The organism is Rhodophyticola porphyridii (assembly GCF_003688285.1).
Classification (GTDB): domain Bacteria; phylum Pseudomonadota; class Alphaproteobacteria; order Rhodobacterales; family Rhodobacteraceae; genus Rhodophyticola; species Rhodophyticola porphyridii.
Window position 1 is genome coordinate 1 of record NZ_RCNT01000015.1, and the last position, 24,429, is coordinate 24,429.

Sequence of the window (24,429 nt, forward strand, 5' to 3'; positions counted from 1 at the left end):
ATCCTGAAAATCGCCGAACTGCTTCGTGATCGCCGCCGTCAGCGTCGTCTTGCCGTGGTCAACATGACCAATCGTCCCGATGTTCACATGCGGTTTCGAACGCTCAAACTTTTCCTTCGCCATGATGGCCTCCTGTCTTTCTGTCTGGGTGGCGGGGTCAACCCCGCCCTACGGGTGGTCGGTAGGGCGGGGAACTCCCCGCCATCCCGGGTCTATGCGTATTGCGACTGGATCTCTTCGCTGATGTTCTGCGGGACCGGGTCGTAATGATCGAACTGCATGGTGAACTGCGCGCGGCCCGAAGACATCGACCGCAAGGTGTTGATATAGCCGAACATATTGGCCAGCGGCACCATAGCGGCGATCGCAATGGCGTTGCCGCGAGGCTCCTGCCCGGTCACCTGACCGCGACGCGAGGTCAGATCGCCGATGATGCCGCCAGTGTAATCCTCGGGCGTCACGACCTCGACCTTCATGATCGGCTCCAGAAGCTTCGCGCCGGCTTTCTTCATGCCTTCGCGCATACCCATGCGGGCGGCGATTTCAAAGGCCAGAACCGAAGAGTCCACGTCATGGAACTTGCCGTCGACAAGCGCGACCTTGAAGTCGATCACCGGGAAACCGGCGAGAGGACCGCTGTCCATGACCGATTTGATGCCCTTCTCCACACCGGGGATATATTCCTTCGGCACCGCACCGCCCACGATCCGGCTTTCGAAAGAGTATCCTTCGCCCGGCTCGGTCGGCGAAATGATCAGCTTGACCTCGGCGAACTGACCGGAGCCACCCGACTGTTTCTTGTGGGTATAGGTATGCTCCACCTCGTGGCCGATGGTCTCGCGATAGGCCACTTGCGGTGCACCGATATTGGCCTCGACCTTGAACTCGCGCTTCAGGCGGTCGACCAGGATGTCGAGATGCAATTCGCCCATGCCCTTCATGATGGTCTGACCGGATTCCAGATCGGTCTCCACCCGGAAGGAGGGGTCCTCGGCGGCCAGACGGGCCAGACCTTGAGACATCTTCTCCTGGTCGGCTTTGGTCTTGGGCTCGACCGCGATCTCAATCACCGGATCGGGGAAGGTCATGGTTTCCAGCACGACGGGATCGTTCACGTCGCAGAGCGTATCGCCGGTCGTCGTATCCTTCAGGCCCGCCAGCGCGATGATGTCGCCGGCAAACGCCTCGTCGATCTCTTCGCGGTTGTTCGAATGCATCATCATCATCCGGCCCACGCGCTCTTTCTTCCCCTTGGTGGAGTTGAGCATCGTGTCGCCCTTCTTGAGCTTGCCCGAATAGATCCGGGTGAAGGTCAGCGAGCCGACAAACGGGTCGTTCATGATTTTGAAGGCAAGGCCCGAGAAGGCCATGTTGTCATCGGCGCGGCGCGGAATGTCCCGCGTCTCGGTTTCGTCGCCGGGTTTGAAGCCCATGTAATCGACCACATCGAGCGGGCTCGGCAGGAAGTCGATGACCGCGTTGAGCAGGGGCTGCACGCCCTTGTTCTTGAAGGCCGAACCACAGAGCACGGGAATGAACTTGATGCCGAGCGTGCCTTTGCGGATCAGCTTGCGAAGCGTTTCGACGTCGGGCTCCTCACCCTCCAGATACGCCATCATCGCGTCGTCATCCATCTCGACCGCGGTCTCGATAAGCTTGCCGCGCCATTCCTCGGCCGTCGCCTTCAGGCTGTCACGGATCGGGCGCTTTTCCCAGGATGCGCCGAGATCTTCGCCCGCCCAGACCCATTCTTCCATGGTGATCAGGTCGACAATGCCTTCGAGCTCGTTCTCGGCCCCGATCGGGATCTGGACCGGGGCGGGAATGGCGCCCGTGCGATCCTGAATCATGTGGACACAGTTGAAGAAATCCGCGCCGATCTTGTCCATCTTGTTGACGAAGACGATCCGCGGAACCTTGTAGCGATCGGCCTGGCGCCACACGGTTTCAGTCTGCGGCTCGACACCGGCATTTGCATCCAGCACCGCGACCGCCCCGTCGAGCACCGCCAGCGACCGCTCCACCTCGATGGTGAAATCCACGTGACCGGGGGTGTCGATGATGTTCAGGCGATGCTTTTCGGTATCCGGCGTCTTGCCGTCCTCGGTCCGCTCCCAGAAGGTGGTGGTGGCAGCCGAGGTGATGGTGATCCCGCGCTCCTGCTCCTGCTCCATCCAGTCCATCGTCGCGGCGCCGTCATGCACCTCGCCGATGTTGTGGGATTTGCCCGTGTAATACAGGATCCGCTCGCTGCAGGTCGTCTTTCCTGCGTCGATATGGGCCATGATCCCGAAGTTACGGTAGCGGTCGAGCGGATAGTCGCGAGCCATTTGGTTCAGTCCTCAGACAGAAATTGTGCATACGCCGGGCGGAGCCGGCAAATTACCAGCGGTAGTGGGAGAATGCCTTGTTGGCATCTGCCATCTTGTGAGTGTCTTCACGCTTCTTCACCGCGGAACCGCGCGAGTTCACGGCGTCGATCAGTTCGCCCGCCAGACGCTCTTCCATGGTGTTTTCGTTGCGCGAGCGGCTGGCGTTGATCAGCCAGCGGATCGCCAGCGCCTCACGGCGCTCGGGGCGCACCTCGACGGGCACCTGATAGGTGGCGCCACCCACCCGGCGGGAGCGAACCTCCAACGCGGGTTTGATGTTGTCGAGCGCTTCGTGGAACACTTCCACAGGCGCGCGCTTCAGCTTTTCCTCAACCCGGTCAAACGCGTTATAGACGATGCGTTCGGCGACGGATTTCTTGCCGTCGACCATCAGGTTGTTCATGAATTTCGTCAGGACCCGATCGCCGAACTTGGCATCGGGCAGAACTTCGCGCTTCTCGGCGGCGTGACGGCGGGACATCGCAGTTTCCTCTTACTTGGGGCGCTTGGCGCCGTATTTCGAACGGCGCTGACGGCGGTCTTTGACACCCTGGGTATCCAGAACACCGCGCAGGATGTGGTAGCGCACACCGGGAAGGTCCTTCACACGGCCGCCACGGATCAGAACCACCGAGTGTTCCTGAAGGTTATGGCTCTCACCGGGGATATAGCTGATGACCTCGTAGCCGTTCGTCAGGCGCACCTTGGCCACTTTCCGCATCGCCGAGTTCGGCTTCTTCGGGGTCGTGGTGTAGACGCGCGTACAAACACCGCGTTTCTGCGGACAGGCTTCCAGGTGCTGCGACTTGGAGCGTTTTATTTTGGGCTGCCGCGGTTTGCGGATCAGCTGTTGGATCGTCGGCATTCGGTTCCCCGTCTTGCTCGTTCATGTCAACTGGCGCCACGTCACATGACGAAAACACCAAAACCGCATGCGCCCTTTCCCTACCTGGAGGACGCCGCGGTGGAATTCCCAGAGGATCGGGGCATTCAAACCGCCCGGATCATGGCCACTCAAATCTGTATGTCTGGCATCCGGGCGCTACACGCAGCCCTGCCAAGTGGCGCGCGGTATAGGAGGAATCGGATAGGCTGTCAACAGCGCCCGGGGGCAGGTTTTGCAGGCTGCGCAACCCGCAGCGCCCGTTTCGCGGTCACCTGTTCGCGCCATAACGTGAAAAGCCCTGTCGCCACAACGATCGCGCTGCCCAACAGCGTCAGATTGTCCGGCCATTCATCGAAAACCAGCCAGCCGAGAAAAAGGGCCCAGACCAGCGAGGTGTAGCGAAACGGTGCCACAAACCCGATCTCGCCCACGCGCATCACCATGATCGAGAAAAGATAGGCCGCGATGATGACGGTCGAGGCCGCAAGGACAAGAATGCCCGCCTCAAGATCGACCTGCCGCCACGGTTCGCCAATCGACATCACGCCCCCGAACATGCCCACCGCCGCAGCGGTGATCACGGCCACACCCATCGACGGCACGTCACGGCTCAGCCGTCTGGTGATGAGATCGCGGGCGGTAACCAGCGCCACGGCCAGAAGCGCCGCCAGCGCGTAGAGGCTGAACCCCTCGCCGCCCGGCTGCACAATCAGCAGCACTCCGCCAAATCCGGCCAGAATGGCCAGCAGACGTTTCCAGCCCACGGGCTCGCCCAGAAACACGTAAGCGGCCAGCGTCACCGTCAGCGGCAGGGCCGACAATATCGCCGTCACATTGGCGATGGGCATGTTGATCAGGGCGGTCAGGAACGCCACCATCGCGCCGATCTCCGCCAGGGTGCGCCAGATCACACGACCCCGATCTCCGCGCGGGATATGAAAGCTGAGCCCGCCCATTGCCCAGACCATGGCCGCCATCATCGCCGTGGTCGCCACGCCGCGTAGAAACACGATCTGGAAAAGCGGCAGATCTTCGGCAAGAAGCTTCACGCAGGCGTCGTTGAGTGTGAACCCCGCCATGCTTGCCATCATGAACAGCGCGCCTTTCAGGTTCGGGCTCATTCTTCGGCACTTTCTCCGGTCTGAGGCCCCGCCAGCCGCCGCATCACCGGCAAAACCCGCTTCGGGTCCAGTCCGAACCGGTCCCTGAGATGGTTACGCGCCTGCCAGAGCGGGATTGGCACGGCGCCAGGCGGGATCGACCGGTCGCTGTCGTTATGCGCGTGCAGCGTGCGCACGAACATCTGCTCGCTCGGGTCCAACCAGCAGCGTGCATATGCGGCAAGACGCCTGTGATTCCAGCGAAAGATATTGGTCTGCGTCTCCACCGGCGTGATCATCGCGCTGGCCAGCCCAAGAGGCTGGATTTCCCTGAAATCGTAGAACGGGTTTTCGACATCCTTCAGATCCCAGTAGATGCCGCGGTGATAGGCGATCACCACCGGGTTTTCCGCATCGCACCATCCGATTTCCAAAAGCCTGTCCGCCGTGGCGCGGGTCTTTTCGATGTAATCCACCGCCACCGCGTCATCATCGTCGATCCTGAAGCCGGTGATGAAGTCCGATTGCCTGTCCCAGCCCCGTTTGAAGGCCCGGCGCGTGGAATTGAGCGGCCCCGCCGCCTCCAACGTGCAGACCTGCAGGAAGGGAAAGGGGGTCATCAGGTCTTTCAGCCGCCGTCGCCAGCGTTGCGGCATGGTATCACCGACCAGAGCGATCAGCGTGAAGTCCTTGTCGGTCTGCGCCGCGAGCGACGGCAGGCAGATCGTTTCGAAGAACACGAAGCGCTCTCGCATCCGGTCCGGCGCGTAAAGCAACTCCGCCTGCTCTTCCCGCGACCGGTTGGAGGCTTTGAACCCGCCATCGCCCAGATAGGAAAACCGGCAGACGCCAACGATCTGATTGCTGATTGTGCCTGCCATGTCGTCTTTCGATCCAGCCTCAGGCCCTGACCCTAGGGCAATACCTGTCCCAGGGGAAACCCCCGAGCAATAGCAGCAAATCATTAACCCTAACTAACCGGGTTAGTAACGAAGAAAGGCTACAAAAATTGCCCAATTCGCGAAATCTTGTAACCTGTCGGGTGCCTGGTGATGGCGCACGAGTTTCGGCGAAGACCCACCCGGTCCAAGCATCACACATGCCGACCGGCCGAGACGTCGCGCAGAGAAGGGACCACGAAAAACCCCCGCCGAAATTTCCTTCGGCGGGGGCATATTTATCAGACAAGACCGCGCGGGTTACTCCGCCGCGCTCTCGCTGGCATCGGTCTCCTCGGGGGCTGCCAGAGCTGCCGCAGCTTCCGCTTCTGCACGGGCCGCCTCGATCACGACCGCGTCGCGCTCGCTTGCGATCCGCCGCACCCGCTGAGTTGCCCCACCGGTACCCGCCGGGATCAAACGGCCGACGATGACGTTCTCCTTCAGGCCCACCAGCTTGTCGCGCTTGCCCTGTACCGAGGCTTCGGTCAGCACACGGGTGGTTTCCTGGAAGGACGCCGCCGAGATGAACGAGCGGGTCTGCAGGCTGGCCTTCGTGATCCCGAGCAGGATCGGCTCGCCCTGGGCCGGGCGACGCCCATCGGCCACCGCCTTTTCATTGGCCTCGTCAAACTCCGCCTTGTCGACGTTCTCGCCCTTCAGCAGAGTGGTTTCCCCTGAATCCAGGATCTCCCATTTCTGCAGCATCTGGCGAACGATCACCTCGATATGCTTGTCGTTGATCTTCACGCCTTGCAGTCGGTAGACATCCTGCACCTCGTCGATCAGGTAATCGGCCAGCGCCTCGACACCCATGATCCGCAGAATGTCATGGGGCGCCGGGTTACCATCCATGATGTAGTCGCCCTTCTGGACGAAATCGCCCTCGGCCACCGGGATGTGCTTGCCTTTGGGCACCATGTATTCCACCGGCTCCTGACTCTCGTCAGCGGGCACCACGGAAATCCGGCGCTTGTTCTTGAAGTCGCGGCCGAATTTCACATAGCCGTCCTTCTCGGCGATGATCGCATGGTCTTTCGGACGCCGCGCCTCGAACAGTTCAGCAACGCGGGGAAGACCACCGGTGATGTCCTTGGTCTTGGCGCCCTCGCGCGGGATACGGGCAACCACATCGCCCGCTTCGATCTTCTGGCCATCCTCAACCGACAGGATCGCGTCCACGGACATTGGATAGGTCACCGGGTTGCCCACATCGTTGCGGACCGGTTCGCCATCGTCGCCGATCACGATAATCTCGGGCTTCAGCTCGTTGCCCTTGGGCGCAGCGCGCCAGTCGGTCACGATCTTCTGGGTCATGCCGGTGGCGTCATCGGTCTCGTCCCGGACGGCGATGCCCGAAACCAGATCGACAAACTTCACCGTCCCGGCCTTCTCGGCGATGATCGGCAGGGTGTAAGGATCCCATTCGAACAAACGGTCGCCACGCTTGACCTGGGCGCCTTCGGCCACGTGGACCTTGGTGCCGTAGCCAAGCTTGAAGCTCGCCCGCTCCGCGCCATGCTCGTCCATGATCGCCAGAACCATGTTGCGGCCCATGACGATGATGTCACCGGCTGCGTTTTCCAGCAGGTTGGCATTGCGGAACTCGATCTTGCCTTCGGCACCGGCCTCCTGGAACGACTGCTGGCCACCTTGGGCCACACCACCGATGTGGAAGGTCCGCATCGTCAGCTGCGTACCGGGTTCCCCGATCGACTGGGCCGCGATGATGCCCACGGCCTCGCCCACGTTGACCCGCGTACCGCGCGCCAGGTCACGACCGTAGCAGGCCGCGCACACGCCCTCCTCGGCCTCGCAGGTCAGCGGCGAGCGGATCTTCATCGACACGACACCGGCCTGTTCGACCGCATCGGCCTTGCGCTCGTCGATCAGCTCACCCTTGGTCAGCAGCACCTCGTCACTGCCGGGGACATGCACGTCTTCACCGGCGGTCCGGCCCAGAATGCGCTCGCTGAGCGAAGAGACGACCTCCCCGTCATTGACGGCAGGTTCCGCCGTGATCGTGTTGTCCGTACCGCAATCCTGCATCCGCACGATGCAATCTTGTGCCACATCCACCAGACGTCGGGTGAGATAGCCCGAGTTCGCCGTCTTCAACGCTGTGTCCGACAGACCCTTCCGGGCGCCGTGGGTCGAGTTGAAGTATTCAAGAACGGTCAGACCCTCCTTGAAGTTCGAGATGATCGGCGTCTCGATGATGGACCCGTCGGGCCGTGCCATCAGGCCGCGCATGCCGCCCAACTGCTTCATCTGGGTGACGGAGCCACGCGCACCGGAATGCGCCATCATGTAGACCGAGTTCGGCTCCTGTTCTGCTCCATTCTCATCGGTGACCTTGGCCGAGATCGACGCCATCATCGCGTCGGTGACCTTGTCATTGGCTTTCGACCAGGCATCGATGACCTTGTTATACTTTTCACCCTGAGTAATCAGGCCATCCATGTATTGCTGTTCGAATTCCTTCACCTGACTCCGGGTCTCGTCGACCAGTTCCCATTTGGTGTCGGGGATCAGCATATCGTCCTTGCCGAACGAGATGCCGGCCTTGAACGCCTCGCGGAAACCAAGGGTCATGATCTGGTCGCAGAAAATGACGCTCTCTTTCTGGCCGCAATAGCGATAGACGGTGTCGATGACCTGCTGGACCTCCTTCTTCCGGAGAAGGCGGTTGACCAGGTCGAACGGCGCCTTGGCGTTAAGCGGCAACAGCGAGCCGAGCCGGATCCGGCCAGGGGTCGTTTCAAAGCGCTGGTAGACCTCGTTGCCTTCCTCGTCGATCTGTTTCAGCCGCGCGGTGATCTTGGTGTGCAGATGCACCTCGCCCGCGTTCAGGGCGTGCTCCACTTCCTCCACACTGGCAAAGGCCATGCCTTCGCCCTTCATGCCTTCACGCTCCAGCGTCACATAGTAGAGACCCAGGATCATGTCCTGCGACGGCACGATGATCGGCGCGCCGTTGGCGGGCGACAGAACGTTGTTCGTGGACATCATCAGAACACGCGCTTCAAGCTGCGCTTCCAGCGACAGGGGCACGTGCACGGCCATTTGGTCGCCGTCGAAATCGGCGTTGAAGGCCGAGCAGACCAGCGGATGCAGCTGGATCGCCTTGCCTTCGATCAGCACGGGCTCAAAGGCCTGAATGCCGAGACGGTGCAAGGTGGGCGCGCGGTTCAGAAGCACAGGATGCTCGCGGATCACCTCGTCGAGGATGTCCCACACCTCCGGGCGTTCCTTTTCCACCAACTTCTTCGCCTGCTTCACGGTCGAAGACAGGCCCTTGGCTTCCAGCCTCGAGTAGATGAACGGCTTGAAGAGTTCGAGCGCCATCTTCTTCGGCAACCCGCACTGATGCAGCTTCAGCTCGGGCCCCGTCACGATGACGGACCGGCCGGAGAAGTCGACGCGCTTGCCCAGAAGGTTCTGCCGGAACCGGCCCTGCTTGCCTTTCAGCATGTCGCTGAGTGACTTCAGCGGGCGCTTGTTGGCACCCGTGATAACGCGGCCGCGGCGGCCGTTATCGAACAGCGCGTCGACGGATTCCTGTAGCATCCGCTTTTCGTTCCGGATGATGATATCCGGCGCGCGAAGCTCGATCAGCCGCTTCAGGCGATTGTTCCGGTTGATCACCCGACGATAGAGATCGTTGAGATCGGAGGTCGCGAACCGGCCGCCATCCAGCGGCACCAGCGGGCGCAGTTCCGGCGGAATCACGGGCACGACAGTCAGGACCATCCATTCCGGGCGATTGCCGGATTCCAGGAAATTCTCGACGATTTTCAGCCGCTTGATGATCTTCTTGGGCTTCAGCTCTCCGGTGGCTTCCTTCAGGTCCTCACGCAGCTGCGCGGCCTCGGCCTCAAGGTCGATGTTCTGCAACATCTCGCGGATGGCCTCGGCGCCGATATTGGCCTGGAACGCATCGGCGCCATAGGCGTCCTGCGCATCCATGAACTCTTCCTCGGACATCAGCTGCCCGTAGGTGAGATCGGTCAGGCCGGGCTCGATCACCACGTAATTCTCGAAATAGAGGATCCGCTCCAGATCGCGGAGGGTCATGTCCAGCATCAGGCCGATGCGGGACGGCAGCGACTTCAGGAACCAGATATGGGCGACGGGTGCCGCCAGTTCGATATGGCCCATGCGTTCGCGGCGGACCTTTTGCAGCGTGACTTCCACGCCGCATTTCTCGCAGACAACGCCGCGATACTTCATCCGCTTGTACTTGCCGCAAAGGCACTCGTAATCCTTCACCGGTCCGAAGATCCGGGCGCAGAACAGGCCGTCACGCTCGGGCTTGAACGTCCGGTAGTTGATGGTCTCGGGCTTCTTGATCTCGCCATAGGACCACGAAAGGATCCGCTCGGGCGACGCAAGCGAGACCTTGATCTCGTCGAAAGCCTTTTGCGGCGTCAGCGGGTTAAACGGGTTGTTGGTCAGTTCCTGGTTCATTCTATTTCCTCACGATCAGAGGGTGCAGGGAGGGGTGCGTGACATCACGCACCCTGCGGGTAGGCTATGCACTTGCGTGCATCTCTACTCGTCCTCCTCCGCATCCAGGAGTTCCATGTTGAGGCCCAGGCCGCGGACCTCTTTGACGAGAACGTTGAACGATTCCGGTACGCCGGCCTCGAAGTTGTCCTCACCCTTGACGATGCTCTCATAGACCTTGGTCCGGCCGGCCACGTCGTCCGACTTAACGGTCAGCATCTCCTGCAACGTGTAGGCCGCACCATAGGCTTCAAGCGCCCAGACCTCCATCTCGCCGAAGCGCTGGCCGCCGAACTGCGCCTTGCCGCCCAGAGGCTGCTGCGTGACCAGGCTGTAGGGCCCGGTGGAGCGTGCGTGGATCTTATCGTCGACCAGATGGTGCAGTTTCAGCAGATACTTCACACCCACAGTGACCTGGCGGGAGAAATGCTCCCCCGTGCGGCCATCGTAAAGGTCGGACTGACCGGACGTGTCGAACCCTGCACGGGTCAGGGCATCGTTCACATCCGCCTCTTTCGCGCCATCGAAGACCGGCGTGGCGATCGGCACACCGCGGGTGACGTTGGACGCCGCCTCAATGATCTGATCGTCATCCATTCCGGCGGTCGCCTCGGCATAGACGTTCTCGCCATAGGCAATCTTCATCGCGTCCTGCACCGGGGTCATGTCGCCGGTACGGCGGTACTCTCCAAGCGCTTCGTCGATCTTGATGCCCAGACCGCGCGCGGCCCAGCCCATATGGGTTTCAAGGATCTGGCCCACATTCATCCGGCTTGGCACACCAAGCGGGTTCAGCACGAAATCGACGGGCGTGCCATCGGCAAGGAACGGCATGTCCTCCATCGGCACAACCTTGGAGATCACACCCTTGTTGCCGTGACGGCCGGCCATCTTGTCACCCGGCTGCAGCTTGCGCTTCACAGCGATGAAAACTTTGACCATCTTCATCACACCCGGCGGCAGGTCGTCGCCCCGGCGCACCTTCTCCACCTTGTCCTCGAACCGGTGGTCCAGCGCGCGTTTCTGCGCCTCGAACTGTTCGTTCAGCGCTTCCACATGGGCCGCATCCTGTTCTTCCCCCAAGGCCAGCTGCCACCACTGCCCCTTCGACAGGGAGCCAAGCAGCTCTTCGGTGATTTCCGAACCGGACTTCACGCCCTTGGGGCCTTTCACGGCCGTCTTGCCAAGGATCATCCCCTTCAGACGGGCGTAGATGTTGCGCTCCAGGATGTGCAGCTCGTCGTCGCGGTCGCGGCTCAGACGCTCCACTTCCTCACGCTCGATCTGCAAGGCCCGCTCATCTTTCTCCACGCCGTGGCGATTGAAGACGCGGACTTCGACGACCGTGCCGAAATCCCCCGGCGGCAGGCGCAGGGACGTATCACGCACATCAGACGCCTTTTCGCCGAAGATCGCGCGGAGCAGTTTCTCCTCCGGCGTCATCGGGCTTTCGCCCTTCGGCGTGATCTTACCCACGAGGATATCGCCCGGCCCCACTTCGGCGCCGATATAGACGATCCCCGCCTCATCGAGATTGCGGAGCGCCTCCTCGCCGACATTGGGAATATCGCGGGTGATCTCTTCCGGCCCCAGTTTGGTGTCGCGGGCGGCGACCTCGAACTCCTCGATATGGATCGAGGTGAAAACGTCATCGCGCACGATCCGCTCGGAGATCAGGATCGAGTCCTCGTAGTTGTAGCCATTCCACGGCATGAAGGCGACGACGACGTTCTTGCCAAGCGCCAGTTCGCCCATATCCGTGGACGGACCATCGGCAATCACCTCGTCCTTCGATACCTTGTCGCCGACCTTCACCAGCGGCCGCTGGTTGATGCAGGTGTTCTGGTTGGAGCGCTGGAATTTGCGCAGGCGGTAGATATCCACCCCCGCATCGCCCAGCTCCAGATCCTCGGTGGCGCGCACAACGATCCGCTGCGCATCGACCTGGTCGATCACGCCGCCGCGTTTCGCCATGATCGCCGCACCCGAATCCTTGGCTACCACGCTTTCGATACCGGTGCCCACGAACGGAGCATCGGCCTGCAAGAGCGGCACCGCCTGCCGTTGCATGTTGGAGCCCATAAGCGCGCGGTTCGCGTCATCGTTCTCGAGGAACGGGATGAGCGAGGCCGCGACGGAGACCAACTGCTTCGGGCTGACATCGATCAGGTCGACATTCTCGCGCGGGGCGAGCGTGTATTCGCCGGACTGGCGGGTGGAGACGAGATCGTTCATGAACTCGCCCTTGTCGCTCAGCGTCGCGTTGGCCTGTGCCACGGTATGCCGCATCTCTTCGGTGGCGGACATATAGTGGACCTCGTCGGTCACCTTGGCGTTCACGACCTTGCGGTATGGTGTCTCGATGAAACCGTACTTGTTCACCCGTGCGTAGGTTGCGAGGCTGTTGATCAGACCGATATTCGGGCCTTCCGGCGTCTCGATCGGACACATCCGGCCGTAATGAGTCGGGTGGACGTCGCGCACCTCGAAGCCGGCGCGTTCGCGGGTCAGGCCACCCGGTCCAAGCGCGGACAGGCGCCGCTTGTGCGTGACTTCGCTGAGCGGGTTGGTCTGGTCCATGAACTGGCTGAGCTGCGAGGAACCGAAGAACTCCCGCACCGCCGCCGCGGCGGGCTTGGCGTTGATCAGATCCTGCGGCATGACCGTGTCGATCTCGACGGAGGACATCCGCTCCTTGATCGCACGCTCCATCCGCAGAAGACCCACGCGATACTGGTTCTCCATCAACTCGCCGACCGACCGGACGCGACGGTTGCCCAGATGGTCGATATCGTCGATATCGCCCTTGCCATCGCGCAGTTCGACCAGCGCCTTGACGCAGGCGATGATGTCTTCCTTGCGCAGCGTGCGCTGCGTGTCCTCGGCATCCAGCGCCAGACGCATGTTCATCTTGACCCGGCCAACGGCAGAGAGATCGTAACGCTCGCTGTCGAAGAACAGCTGATCGAACAGTGCCGATGCTGCATCAACCGTGGGCGGCTCGCCCGGGCGCATGACGCGGTAGATGTCCATCAGCGCGGTTTCGCGGTTCAGGTTCTTGTCCGCGGCCACGGTGTTGCGAATATAGGGGCCGACATTGATGTTATCGATGTCGAGCACGGGAATGTCGGTGACGCCCGCATCCAGCAGCTCTTTCAGCGTGCCGCCGGTCACCTCGCCGTCCTTGTCGAGCTCCCATGTCAACTCGTCACCCGCCTCGACATAGATCGCGCCGGTTTCCTCGTTGATGATGTCCTTTGCAACGAACCGGCCGATGATCCCCTCGAACGGCACCAGAAGCTCGGTGACCTTGCCTTCGTCAATCAGTTGCTTGACCGCGCGGGGCGTGACTTTCTTGCCCGCTTCGGCGATCACATCGCCGGTCTTCGCATCGACCAGATCGCTGGTCGGGCGCGTGCCGCGCACACGTTCGGGGAAGAACTTGGTGACCCAGCCCTTGTTCTTTTTCAGCTTGAAATCGACAGTGTCGTAATAGGCATCCATGATGCCTTCCTGATCCAGACCAAGCGCATAAAGCAGCGTGGTGACCGGCAGCTTCCGGCGACGGTCGATACGTGCGAACACGATATCCTTGGCGTCGAACTCGAAATCCAGCCAGCTGCCGCGATAAGGGATGATGCGACAGGCAAACAGCAGCTTGCCCGAGGAATGGGTCTTGCCCTTGTCATGGTCGAAGAACACGCCCGGGGAACGGTGCATCTGGGAAACGATGACCCGCTCGGTACCGTTGACGATGAAGGTGCCGTTGGGTGTCATCAGGGGCATGTCGCCCATGAACACATCCTGCTCCTTGATATCCTTGACCGATTTCGCGCCAGTATCCTCGTCCACGTCGAACACGATCAGGCGCAGCGTGACCTTCAGCGGCGCAGCATAGGTCATGTCGCGCTGCTGGCACTCCTCGACGTCGTATTTCGGGTGCTCAAGCTCGTACTTGACGAACTCCAGCACGGCGGTTTCGTTGAAATCCTTGATCGGGAAGACCGACTGGAAGACACCCTTGATGCCTTCGCCGTCCAGCGGCTGCGGTTCGTCACCGGATTTCAGGAACAGATCATAGGAAGATTTCTGAACCTCGATCAGGTTCGGCATCTCCAGCACTTCGCGGATCTTGCCGTAGAATTTGCGGATACGTTTCTGGCCTGCGTAGGTCTGAGCCATGCTCTCAAACACCTTTTTGGTTTCCTCGCGCCGCACATGTCGTCGGGGCACCGACATGGCCACACATTGAAACAAGCGGGTTCGGACCAATTCATGCCCACCGTCCCACCGGCAAGCTCCCGATCCATCGAACCACGCCTTAGGGAAGACCCGCCCGTTTCAACGGGCCCTCGCTAAGACAGGTTCGGCTGGACCCGGGATTTGCCCCGGATCCAGCCAATTTCAGCGCCTCCCGCCCGCAGGCGGGCGCGGATTACTTCAGTTCGACCTCGGCGCCGGCTGCTTCCAGCTTGCCCTTGATCTCTTCTGCTTCGTCTTTGCCAACGCCTTCCTTGACGGCCTTGCCGCCGGCTTCGACCAGCTCTTTGGCTTCTTTCAGGCCCAGGCCGGTGATGGCGCGGACTTCCTTGATCACGTTGATCTTGGAGGCGCCAGCGGCCTTCAGGATCACGTCGAACTCAGTCTGCTCCTCAGCAGCCGCGGCACCGGCGTCGCCAGCGGGCCCGGCCATCATGACCGCGCCACCGGCGGCGGGCTCGATGCCGTATTCGTCTTTCAGGATGGTTTTCAGTTCTTGTGCTTCGAGAAGGGTCAGACCCACGATCTCTTCAGCCAGTTTTTTCAGATCAGCCATTTGTACGATTTCCGTATGTAGGTTTGTGTTCCAACATCGCAAGGGTAAGGCCCTACGACAGGTCTCAAAGTTGCTTTACGCGGCTTCTGCCTTCTCTTCGATCGAAGACAGGATACTCGCGATATTCGAAGCAGGTGCGCCAATGGCCCCGGCGATGTTCGAGGCAGGTGCGGCGATGCAGCCGACGATCGAAGCGATAAGCTCCTCCCGCGACGGCATTTTCGCAACGGCCTTCACACCGTCGGCGTCCAACAGATTCTCCCCCATCGAGCCGCCGAGAATGACGAACTTGTCATTCGTTTTGGCATAGGCATCCGCGACCTTGGCCGCAGCCACAGGATCCTCGGAATAGGACAGAACTGTCATCCCCGTCATCAGGTCAGCGATGCCAGCGGCAGGCGTTCCTTCAAGGGCGATCTTGGCGAGCCTGTTCTTTGCGACACGTACGGACCCGCCCGCTTCACGCATTTGCGCGCGCAGGTCCTGCATCTGAGCAACAGTGAGGCCTTCGTAGTGCGAGACCACGACGACGCCAGAGCTTTCAAAGATCTGGCCGAGTTCCTCGACCACTTTCTCTTTCTGGGCTCTATCCACAGTTTCACTCCAAATTGGGAGGTCTCCCTCCCGGCTCATGTTTGACGGGTTGCCCCGCCACTTCGGGTCCAAGTCAGGGTCCCGAGACCAGATCGCCCGAGGTCGACCCCCGGAAATCGTTTCTCGCGTCCCATCTCGGGAAGGAATTATGTGGCAGATGCCACACCCTCCGTCTCGGACAGACCGGGGCCGGTTCTTGCGGCCCCGTCATTCGCCCGGCGAGCCGGGCAAATCTCTCAGTTACCGGTCGCGCTATCCACGCTCACCGAAACACCCGGCCCCATGGTGGAGCTGAGCGATACTTTCTGCATGTAGGAGCCCTTGGCCCCTGCAGGTTTGGCCTTGCTCACCGCGTCAACGAAAGCGCGGATATTGGCCGCCAGCTTGTCGGCATCGAAGCTCGCCTTGCCGACGCCGGCATGCACGACGCCCGCTTTCTCGGCCTTGAACTGGACCTGACCGCCCTTGGCGGCCTCCACGGCTTCCTTGACGTCCATTGTCACCGTGCCGATCTTCGGGTTCGGCATCAGGTTCCGGGGGCCGAGCACCTTGCCCAGACGGCCCACGATGGGCATCATGTCCGGCGTGGCGATGCAGCGATCAAACTCGATCGTGCCGGCCTGAACGGTTTCCATCAGATCCTCAGCGCCGACGATATCGGCTCCGGCGGCCTGTGCCTCTTCTGCCTTCGGGCCGCGTGCGAACACGGCCACACGCACGGTCTTGCCGGTGCCGTTCGGCAGGGTCACCGTACCGCGCACCATCTGGTCCGCGTGGCGCGGGTCGACACCCAGATTCATCGCGATCTCGATCGATTCGTCGAATTTCGCGTTCGCATGGGACTTGATCAGGTCGACAGCTTCTTCGACCGTCAGGTTCTCTTTTCCGGCAAAGGCCGCACGGGCGGCTTTGACGCGCTTTCCAATCTTGCCCATGACTTATCCCTTTACCTCGATGCCCATCGAATTGGCGGAGCCAACGATGATCTTCATGGCGGCCTCGACGTCATTGGCGCTGAGGTCTTTCATCTTCGCTTCTGCGATCTCGCGCACCTGCGCCACGGTGACCGTGGCCACGGTCTCGCGACCGGGGGTCTCCGCGCCGCGCGGGCGGTTGCGCTTGCCCACGGGCTTCAGGCCGGCGGCCTTCTTCAGGTAATAAGACGCAGGCGGCGTCTTGATTTCCATCGCGAAGGACTTGTCCTGATAGTAGGTGATGATGGTCGGGCACGGGCTGCCCTGTTCCATATCCTGAGTCTTGGCGTTGAACGCCTTGCAGAACTCCATGATGTTGATCCCGCGCTGACCCAGAGCCGGACCGACCGGCGGGCTCGGGTTGGCCTGACCGGCCGGGATCTGGAGCTTCATCGTTCCAGCGAGTTTCTTGGCCATATGGCCTCTCCTTCGTTTCAACAGCCGCCTGACGCGTCAGGAAGCCTTTGTTGACGTGGTTATGGTCTGGACATCGCGATGCCCGCGCCTCCCACATTGGGTGCCGCATGTAACGACAAGGCGTCGCGTTACACCGAGACCGACCAAAGCGCAAGTGGTGCGGTAGCGATTGCATAGAAATCAAACGACGGTATAGCCCATCATTGGCGCATAGGGACGCCACCGATCGAGACCATCGCGATTGATTGGCTGGCGCACAGCCACCGAACTGAGCGTTTGAATGGGCTGCGCGTTGTCTTCGGGCCGCAAACAAGCCTCCGTCCAGGAAAGATTCAGCCGCTTGAGGAGGCTTCGGATTGTCGGCTCCGGCGCCTGCACGATGTCTTCATAGGCGACAACGTGAAACCGTGCGTTCAATCGGCTCTGCCAAAAATCAACGAGCGCATCAAAACTGTCCTGATACTGCCGGATATCATCCAGATTATAGCTGAACAGCTGTTTGCCGCGGCGGAAGACCTGTTTGTAGAGCGATATCGCGACAGCGCGTGGATCACGTCGCATCAGAACGATATGCGACTTTGGCATCGCAGCGAGCACCGGGCCAGCATATAGCAAGGTTTGCAGCGATTTATCGGTATGGCGTGGTGCCGGCCCAAAGCGTGCTAGCATGCGCTTACTATAGCGATCCGCCAAATCTGCCAGACCCTTCGGCGTGACATCGACGGCGCCCGGTCGCAGGTCTTCAGGCGGGCCGATCGTTTCGCGAACCGTCCGCGACAGTAAGGCAGCCTCGCCGCCACCTTGCACGTCAGGATGCGCGGTTAGGATCTGTTCGAGCAGAGTGGTGCCCGACCGGGCCATGCCGGTGATGAAGATAGGCGCAAAATCAGACGAGGCCCTTGCCGTCATCTTCACCATATCCATACCATCAAAACTCTTCCGAACGGCAGCGACTTGACGAAGGCGGGTGGAGATCTGGTACGGGAAATGTGCCCGCATCCCCTGATTGCCGCGCTCCAGAGCCCGGAAGGCCGCCGGAAAATCCCCCAAGTCCTCCAGAACCTTGGCGCGCGCGAAATGAAGATGCACGGCCGAAAGGTGGCTTGACGGGACTCTCGCAGCGACGGATGCCAAAGTATCGAGACTTCCATCCCCTGGCTGTGCCTTCACCAAATCGCTGCGCAGCCTATAGAGTTCACCTTCCAAAGGTTTCATTTGGATCGCGCGATCCAGATCGCGCACCGCATCGTTGAAATTGCCGAGGGCGCGCACCAACAGAGCGCGGCGAACCAAAAGAGAAACGGGCACGTTTCCCCTAGAAATCCTACGGGTCAAAGTGGCAACGGCATCTTCAATTCGGTACAGGTACTCTTCAAGATCTGCGCGGAATTCCAAAAACTTCGGTGACGCATCTGGTTTGTCCAACCGGATCACTTCTTCCAAAGCCTCAAGGGGGCGATCCAGACCTTGCAATAGCCGGGAACGAAACAGCTGTGCCTGCCGTGCGGCTACCAAAGCCTGGTCGATAGATGTCAATGCTGCGACCAGATCGCCGTTTGACGCTAGCGCGCGGGCATTTGTGACGTGGGATTCAAAGGAATCGTTTGCCACGGCGTCACCTTTGCATCTGTCAGTTAGTCTTCTGGACCGCACTGGGCCATGCGATTCCGAAATGTAACGTTCAGTTCAGAATGTGGGTATTTTTATCGCCAAGTAAAAGGTCTTGCAGAAAAAAATCTGTGCATATGACCAAGGTGTCATGACACCGGCGGCATTTCGCCTGCCAGCAGGCGAAATTGCTCAGAAGCTAGGCGGTCAAAGAGAGACGTAAACCGCTAGTCATTACGTTGTGAGCGTGGCGCATCATCCAACGCAAGCTTAGACCTGCTTCGAGACCTGCGTGTATTCCAGTTCGACCGGCGTCGCCCGACCAAAGATCGACACCGTCACCTTCAGGCGCTGGTTGTCGTCATCCACTTCCTCGACCATGCCGTCAAAATCCTCGAAGGGACCGTCATTGACCTTGACCTTCTCGCCGATCTCGAAAGTGATGGTGGACCGCGGCGCGGCCTCACCCTCTTCGACGCGGTTCAGAATCGCGTTCACCTCGTCATCGCGCATCGGCATCGGGCGACCCTGGGGACCCAGAAACCCGGTGACCCGCGGGATCGAGTTGATCGCGTGATAGGCGCTGTCGGTCAGTTCCATCCGCACCAGAACATAGCCGGGCATGAACCGGCGCGGCACGGTCACCTTCTTGCCCCGCCGCACTTCGATCACGTCCTCCTCCGGGACCAGAACTTCCTCGATTTCATCCTCGAGGCCCTTCTCCGCCACGGCGGTTCTGATCTGCTCGGCAATGCGCTTTTCGAAATTCGACAGCACGCTGACCGAATACCACCGTTTCGCCATGTCTCGCCCGTTCCTCGCCCCGGCATGTCTTGCTGCCGGTAATTTCCAGTCATCTCAAAGGCTTGCGCCGCGTTCCCCGAACAAAAAACAGCGCGCATCACGAATCGACGCACGCCATACTGGGGAAGTGAGCTGTCACCTACCGCCCAAACCCCGGAAAATCAAGGGGCCGGGCGGGGTTTTCTGCTCGCCGACCGTGTTCAGCCGAACGCGGTCAGGATCAACTCCAGGCCCTGGCGGATCAGCCAATCGACGAGGCCGAAAAAGATCGCCGCCAGAACAGCCATCACGAACACCATCACGGTGGTCAGAAGCACCTCCCGCCTACCGGGCCAGACAACCTTGGCAACCTCGGCGCGGGTCTGCTGTAGAAACTGAAACGGGTTGGTCATGGCCATGGATATACGTCCGATCCTTCGCGTGTGTTGCGGGGCATATACGCACCGGACGCAGGCTGTGCAAGCATGCGGGTGTGAAACGAAAGGCCGCGGATAATCGCGGTTCCGCGCGCTGCCCCATCCTTTCGGGCCATGTCATGGGGCCGGGGCAAGCGGACCGGACGATATTCCCGGTCCGGCCTGGCAGGGGCGGAGGGACTCGAACCCCCGACCGTCGGATTTGGAATCCGATGCTCTACCAACTGAGCTACACCCCTCGACCGGAGCCTCGTTTAGCCGCAGGGCCATACCATTGCAAGCGACAATGGACGCCTCGGGCGAGGCCGCACGGGCCCGGCTACGCGCGCCCAAGCACCTCGACATCGCCGCCCGTGATCGCCGCTTCGTTTTCAAGGATCTTGTCGATCGGCCAATCCCACCAAGCGATGTCGTTGAGCCGCGCGATCTGGTCTTGGGAAAACCGCATCCGGACCACCTCTGCCCGATTGCCGGCAATGACGGCATAATCCGGTATGCTGCCCGAAACGACCGAGCCCGCGCTCACGATCACGCCATTGCCGATCTGAGCGCCCGGCAGGATGATGCTGTTCATCCCGATCCATACGTCATGGCCGACCACCGTGTCCCGTCCCTGCGGCAGGCTTCTCGGATAGCCCAGAATGCGCGCCGGATCGAAAATGGAGAAAGGATAGGTCGAGATCCCATCCATCCTGTGATTGGCAGAGGCGGTCACGAAGCGCGTTCCCTGGGCGAACTGGCCAAACTTGCCAATGATCAGACGTTCGGAGGAATGGGGCATGATGTAAGGCGCGATGCGGGAGACCCAGCCTAGCGCATCCCTCGGCGGGTCGAAATCGCTGTAGTAAGTGTAGTCTCCAATCTCGACTCTCGGATGTTTTATGACAGCGGAGAGGAACACGTTGAAGGGTAAGGCTGTGCCATCAGGTAGGCGGACCGGGAGGGCCGTATCGGGGCTGGGAAAAGGCATGGCTCACAATCGACTTGGTTGGAAATGAAACGATTATGACAGACTTGTCACACTCTGACATACCCGGACAAGGCAAAAGGCGTCCCTTCGCGCGGTGTGACCGAGAGAGGAGTACAGGCGAGCGCCTTTTCATCTCGGCAAGAAATGCGCTGAGAGAGCCGAACCTCCATATAGAGATATTTTTCTTTTAAAAACATATAGATGAGTTTTTATTTTTGGACGGTGGAGAATTTTGCGGGAACCGGAAGGGGGACGAAAACGTCGATATGCCGGATCGCAACGATCAAGTGAAAAGAAAGGATTTCAACCATGAAACGCTCTCTTCTGGCACTGACCACCGCCATCGCCCTGGCACTGCCCGCTGTCGCTCAGGATGCGGATGGCCCCACAGAATTCGTGCGCGACGCGCTGACCCAGTACGGGTATGACGCCGCCGCCGTGGAGACCATGACGGCCGCCGAAATCACCGAGATCTATCTTGCCGCCACGTCCGAAAACCAGATGGCCGTGCGCAGTGCCCTGCGGGCGATGGATCTGCCCGAAACTGAACCGACCGATTACGCCCTCGTCACGCGGAATTCCGATGTGGAGCGTCAGGTGGCGGAAGTTCTGGAAGAGCACGGCTACATGCCGGTTCTGGTGAACACGTTGAGCGATGCGGAAATCTCGTTGATCTATAGCACAGCTACTTCGGAAGAGTACTCCGATGTCGAAGGCGTGCTGAGCGCAATGAACCTCGTCAAGGGTGAGACGACGTTCGAGATCGACTGGGAAGTTCCGACGGAAGACAATATCGAACGTGTCGTGGCCGATCATCTGACCCAGCGCGGCTTTGAGCAGGCCCAGATCGATACCCTGACCGAAGCCGAGACGGCAGAACTCTATCTGGCTTTCACTTCGGAAGACGACGAGGCGATCAGATCGACGCTTGACAGCATCTTCAACTCGTAAGGTGACAGATCTGTCTCATCAAATCCCGGGCTTCAGGGCCCGGGATTTTCTGTTGCGACAGCCGCACCGGACAGGGGCGGTTTGAATTGGACGGTCGTAGCGACCAGATAAGCACTGTCTCATCTTACCCTGGGAAAGGAACCTCCCTATGATCCGTGCCTGTCTCGCCGCCCTTGTCCTGGTCACCCCGCTCGCCGCCCCCGGAGCAATGGCCCAGACCGATCAATGCTCCGAACAACTGGTACTCAGCGTCGAGCAGCGATTGCCGCGGTTGCGAGAGGGACTGGACGTTCGTGATCTGTCTTGCCACGGCATCGTACAGGTCTTCTTCCTGCTTGATGAGGATCCCGACAGGTTCGGCCTGCATGCCGCCGGACAACGCCAGAAGATCGAAGCGGTGTTTCGCCGGGAAGGGCTGATCCGGTAGGGCGCTACCCGGCCCAGGGCCCGTGCAGCCCGCTCTCATCCGGGCGGTCAAGCCGTTCAAACCCGTGCTGGCCAAAGAAATCACGCTGTGCCTGAAGCATGTTCGCTGTGCCCCGCACGGTGCGCATCATGTCGAAGAAGTTCAGCGCCGACGACAATGCCGGCACCGCAATGCCATGCGCAGTGGCAAGGCTGACCGTCTGGCGAAGCGCACCGTGATGCCGGGCAAGCAGCCCCGCGAAATGCGGCGCCATGATCAGCGCGCGATCGGACGCCTCAGCCAGCGCGGACGCCATGTCGTCCAACATCGCAGAGCGGATGATACACCCCGCGCGCCAGATCTCCGCAACGCGCGGCAGCGGAATGGCCCAGTCTTCCCCGTCGCTTGCCGCAGCCATAAGCTCGAACCCCTGAGCATAGGCCAGCACCTTGCCGGCAATCAGCGCACCCTCCATCATCGTCTCGGTCAGGGCATCGCGCGGCAGCGATGTGGGGCCGGCACCGAAAAGCGCCTCCGCCGAGGCGCGATCTTCGTAACGGGAGGACAGGACCCGCGCCATCACAGCTGCCTCCACCGCCGGAAGAGGGGCGCCACGCTCCTGCGCATCCATAACCGTCCAGCGCCCGGTACCCTTCTGGCCGGCGCGATCTGCGATGACATCCAGCATCGGCTGGCCGGTGTCCGGATCGGCCGTGGCCGCGATCTTCGCCGTGATCTCGATCAGGTAGGATTGCAGAACGCCCTCGTTCCAGCGCGCGAAGATCGGCGCCATCTCGTGGGCCGCCATCCCAAGGCCGTCGCGCAGCAGGCCATAGACCTCGGCAATCATCTGCATATCGGCGTATTCGATGCCGTTATGGACCATCTTGATGTAATGGCCCGCCCCACCCGGGCCAAGATGCGCCACGCAGGGCACTCCGTCGAAATCGGCGGCAATGCTCTCCAGAACCGGGGCCACCATCGCATAGGCCGCATCCGGCCCGCCCGCCATCATGGAGGGACCTTCGCGCGCGCCCTTGGCTCCGCCTGACACGCCCAGACCCATATGCAGGATCGGCGCGGCATCGGCCACGCGGCGGTTGGTGTCGCGCCAATCGGAATTGCCGCCGTCTATGATCAGGTCACCGGCATCCAGCAGGGGTTTCAGCGCTTCGATCTGGTCATCCACCGGCTGTCCCGCCGGCACCAGCAGGATGATCCGGCGCGGCGATTGAAGCGCGACGACGAAGTCTTCCAGCGTTTCGGCGGGAGTTATGCGGCGAGCCAGCGCGCCCGCCTCCCCCATGAACTCTTCGGTCCGGGCGACGGTTCGGTTGAAAACCGCGAGGGGGTGGCCCTTCTCGGCGATGTTCAGCGCGAGATTACGGCCCATCGTGCCAAGGCCGATCAGCCCGATTTCCGCTTGCTCCGCCATGGTCCCTGCCTTGCTCCTTGTGTCCCTGGCCGCACTCTATCGGGGCCGCGCGCGGCCCGCCAGTGCCCTGACCGATCCGCGGCGGGATTGACCCGCGCGACCGGATCGCCCATTCCATCCGAACCCGTTGCCCTATCCAGAGCGCCCGATATGAGCCTACGCAAACGCATCGCCGACGCCCCCCGCACCAACCGTGCCGTGGCCGCGCTTTTCGGAGGGTATATGCGGTTTGTTCGGGCCAGTTCACGCCGTAACGAAGATGGCTGGGAAGCCGTGTCGCGGGCGCTGGACAGCCACGGTGCCGTGCTGATCGTGTGCTGGCATCAGCGGCTGATGCTCACGCCATGGATGTTCGACCTGACCCAGGCCCCCTGCCGCAGCCTCACATCGGATGGCCGGGCCGGGCGGCTGGTCGGCTGGATTCACCGCGCTTTTGGATATGAAACCATGCCGATGAAGCGTGGATTGCTCGGCGCAGGCGCGATCCGCGAAGTGCTGCGCGGCCTGCAAAACGGGATCTCCATCGGGATTTCACCGGATGGGCCGCAGGGCCCGCCGCGGGTGGCCAAGGTAACGCCGATCCAATGGGCACGGGCAACGCAGATCCCGGTCTTTGTCTTCACCTTTTCGGCAAGACGCTATCTGACCTGGCCCACATGGGATCGCCTGATGTTCCCGATGCCGTTCACGAGACTGGAGCTGATGTGGCGGCAATGGGATCGTGTCGTGCCGCGCCGTGTGAGCGCGGATCAAGCCGAAGCTCTGGCCGCCGATCTGGGGCGCTTCATGAACGCGGTGAGCGCGGAATGCGATGCACGCGCCGGACATGACACCCCCCAGCTATAGACGCGACCGGACGGATCGCTCACGTATTCCCCCGGCGCCGCCCGAACCTGCACCGTACCCATGTAACCTAGGCAGGATAGCAGCCGAACACGGCAGAGCAGACTTGTTCGCGACGCATTCCCGCCGGTGCGGCGACCATCTGAGCCATAACTTGGCGATCCCCCTGAGATTATGCGTCGCACCAACGGGACCGCTTGGCCTCACCTCCGGGAAGATACGAAAAAGGGCGCCCGGTCGGGGCGCCCTCTTCTTCAATTCGTCGGCGCCACCATGGCCGCGCCTCGTCGAACCCTGGGGTCTGTTACTCGATGATTTTGGAGACGACGCCGGCGCCGACGGTGCGGCCGCCTTCACGGATGGCGAAGCGCAGACCGTCTTCCATCGCGA

The 24,429-nt window shown here is 61.1% G+C and carries 21 protein-coding genes and 1 tRNA gene; 3 read left to right on the forward strand and 19 right to left on the reverse strand.

The genetic code is table 11. The features are described 5' to 3' along the window. The 17 genes from D9R08_RS18535 to D9R08_RS18615 form a co-directional block, all read right to left on the reverse strand. A partial coding sequence (locus D9R08_RS18535) for a GTP-binding protein (RefSeq protein ID WP_233557566.1) occupies nucleotides 1–123 on the reverse strand: 123 nt, incomplete at its 3' end. Nucleotides 124–212: 89 nt separating this feature from the next. Next, nucleotides 213–2,330: an elongation factor G gene (gene fusA / locus D9R08_RS18540; RefSeq protein ID WP_121899613.1), complete on the reverse strand. Its 2,118-nt coding sequence runs from the start codon at nucleotides 2,328–2,330 to the stop codon at nucleotides 213–215. Between the two features lie 52 nt (nucleotides 2,331–2,382). Beyond that, entirely contained in the window at nucleotides 2,383–2,853 is a 471-nt protein-coding gene (gene rpsG, locus D9R08_RS18545; protein WP_121899614.1) for a 30S ribosomal protein S7, read from the reverse strand. Nucleotides 2,854–2,865: 12 nt separating this feature from the next. Next, entirely contained in the window at nucleotides 2,866–3,237 is a 372-nt protein-coding gene (gene rpsL, locus D9R08_RS18550; RefSeq protein WP_121899615.1) for a 30S ribosomal protein S12, read from the reverse strand. A gap of 230 nt (nucleotides 3,238–3,467) precedes the next feature. Continuing rightward, a complete protein-coding gene (locus D9R08_RS18555) occupies nucleotides 3,468–4,379 on the reverse strand; it encodes a DMT family transporter (RefSeq protein ID WP_121899616.1) in 912 nt (303 codons plus the stop codon). Next, on the reverse strand, nucleotides 4,376–5,239 hold the full coding sequence (locus D9R08_RS18560) for a glycosyltransferase (RefSeq protein ID WP_158599052.1): 864 nt from the start codon (nucleotides 5,237–5,239) through the stop codon (nucleotides 4,376–4,378). The genes D9R08_RS18555 and D9R08_RS18560 overlap by 4 nt, the downstream gene beginning before the upstream one ends. A gap of 318 nt (nucleotides 5,240–5,557) precedes the next feature. Continuing rightward, nucleotides 5,558–9,766, reverse strand: coding sequence for a DNA-directed RNA polymerase subunit beta' (gene rpoC / locus D9R08_RS18565; protein WP_121899618.1), 4,209 nt, complete (start codon nucleotides 9,764–9,766; stop codon nucleotides 5,558–5,560). Between the two features lie 84 nt (nucleotides 9,767–9,850). Then, a complete protein-coding gene (gene rpoB / locus D9R08_RS18570) occupies nucleotides 9,851–13,987 on the reverse strand; it encodes a DNA-directed RNA polymerase subunit beta (protein WP_121899630.1) in 4,137 nt (1,378 codons plus the stop codon). 253 nt (nucleotides 13,988–14,240) lie between these two features. Then, nucleotides 14,241–14,621, reverse strand: a complete 381-nt coding sequence (gene rplL, locus D9R08_RS18575) for a 50S ribosomal protein L7/L12 (protein WP_121899619.1) — start codon at nucleotides 14,619–14,621, stop codon at nucleotides 14,241–14,243. Between the two features lie 75 nt (nucleotides 14,622–14,696). Continuing rightward, nucleotides 14,697–15,215: a 50S ribosomal protein L10 gene (gene rplJ / locus D9R08_RS18580; RefSeq protein WP_121899631.1), complete on the reverse strand. Its 519-nt coding sequence runs from the start codon at nucleotides 15,213–15,215 to the stop codon at nucleotides 14,697–14,699. A 236-nt stretch (nucleotides 15,216–15,451) separates the two neighbouring features. Next, a complete protein-coding gene (gene rplA, locus D9R08_RS18585) occupies nucleotides 15,452–16,150 on the reverse strand; it encodes a 50S ribosomal protein L1 (protein WP_121899620.1) in 699 nt (232 codons plus the stop codon). Nucleotides 16,151–16,153: 3 nt separating this feature from the next. Further along, complete coding sequence (gene rplK / locus D9R08_RS18590) at nucleotides 16,154–16,606, reverse strand: 50S ribosomal protein L11 (RefSeq protein ID WP_121899621.1); 453 nt, start codon at nucleotides 16,604–16,606, stop codon at nucleotides 16,154–16,156. A 180-nt stretch (nucleotides 16,607–16,786) separates the two neighbouring features. Continuing rightward, entirely contained in the window at nucleotides 16,787–18,217 is a 1,431-nt protein-coding gene (locus tag D9R08_RS18595) for a tetratricopeptide repeat-containing sulfotransferase family protein (protein ID WP_147450732.1), read from the reverse strand. Nucleotides 18,218–18,484: 267 nt separating this feature from the next. Further along, the gene (nusG, locus tag D9R08_RS18600) at nucleotides 18,485–19,018 is read right to left on the reverse strand and encodes a transcription termination/antitermination protein NusG (RefSeq protein WP_121899623.1); all 534 of its coding nucleotides are present in this window, start codon (nucleotides 19,016–19,018) and stop codon (nucleotides 18,485–18,487) included. A 200-nt stretch (nucleotides 19,019–19,218) separates the two neighbouring features. After that, nucleotides 19,219–19,416: a preprotein translocase subunit SecE gene (secE, locus tag D9R08_RS18605; RefSeq protein ID WP_121899624.1), complete on the reverse strand. Its 198-nt coding sequence runs from the start codon at nucleotides 19,414–19,416 to the stop codon at nucleotides 19,219–19,221. A 181-nt stretch (nucleotides 19,417–19,597) separates the two neighbouring features. After that, nucleotides 19,598–19,673: transfer RNA gene (locus D9R08_RS18610), tRNA-Trp, on the reverse strand. An 80-nt stretch (nucleotides 19,674–19,753) separates the two neighbouring features. Further along, nucleotides 19,754–20,404 (reverse strand): CatB-related O-acetyltransferase, encoded by a 651-nt coding sequence (locus D9R08_RS18615; RefSeq protein WP_121899625.1) that lies wholly within the window; start codon nucleotides 20,402–20,404, stop codon nucleotides 19,754–19,756. Between the two features lie 309 nt (nucleotides 20,405–20,713). Here D9R08_RS18615 and D9R08_RS18620 point away from each other — a divergent pair, with 309 nt between their 5' ends. Next, nucleotides 20,714–21,355: a hypothetical protein gene (locus D9R08_RS18620; protein WP_121899626.1), complete on the forward strand. Its 642-nt coding sequence runs from the start codon at nucleotides 20,714–20,716 to the stop codon at nucleotides 21,353–21,355. 148 nt (nucleotides 21,356–21,503) lie between these two features. Beyond that, nucleotides 21,504–21,782 (forward strand): hypothetical protein, encoded by a 279-nt coding sequence (locus D9R08_RS19000; RefSeq protein ID WP_147450733.1) that lies wholly within the window; start codon nucleotides 21,504–21,506, stop codon nucleotides 21,780–21,782. Nucleotides 21,783–21,786: 4 nt separating this feature from the next. On the opposite strand, the gene gndA is transcribed toward D9R08_RS19000, so the two are convergent. Beyond that, nucleotides 21,787–23,196 carry an NADP-dependent phosphogluconate dehydrogenase gene (gene gndA / locus D9R08_RS18630; protein WP_121899628.1) on the reverse strand — a complete coding sequence of 470 codons (1,410 nt, stop codon included), beginning with the start codon at nucleotides 23,194–23,196 and terminating at the stop codon, nucleotides 21,787–21,789. Between the two features lie 150 nt (nucleotides 23,197–23,346). Between gndA and D9R08_RS18635 the strand changes: the two genes are divergently transcribed. After that, entirely contained in the window at nucleotides 23,347–24,042 is a 696-nt protein-coding gene (locus D9R08_RS18635; protein ID WP_121899629.1) for a lysophospholipid acyltransferase family protein, read from the forward strand. A gap of 301 nt (nucleotides 24,043–24,343) precedes the next feature. Here D9R08_RS18635 and D9R08_RS19670 read toward each other — a convergent pair. After that, nucleotides 24,344–24,429: EF-Tu C-terminal domain-related protein (locus D9R08_RS19670; RefSeq protein WP_199709399.1), on the reverse strand; the 86-nt coding region annotated here is incomplete at its 5' end.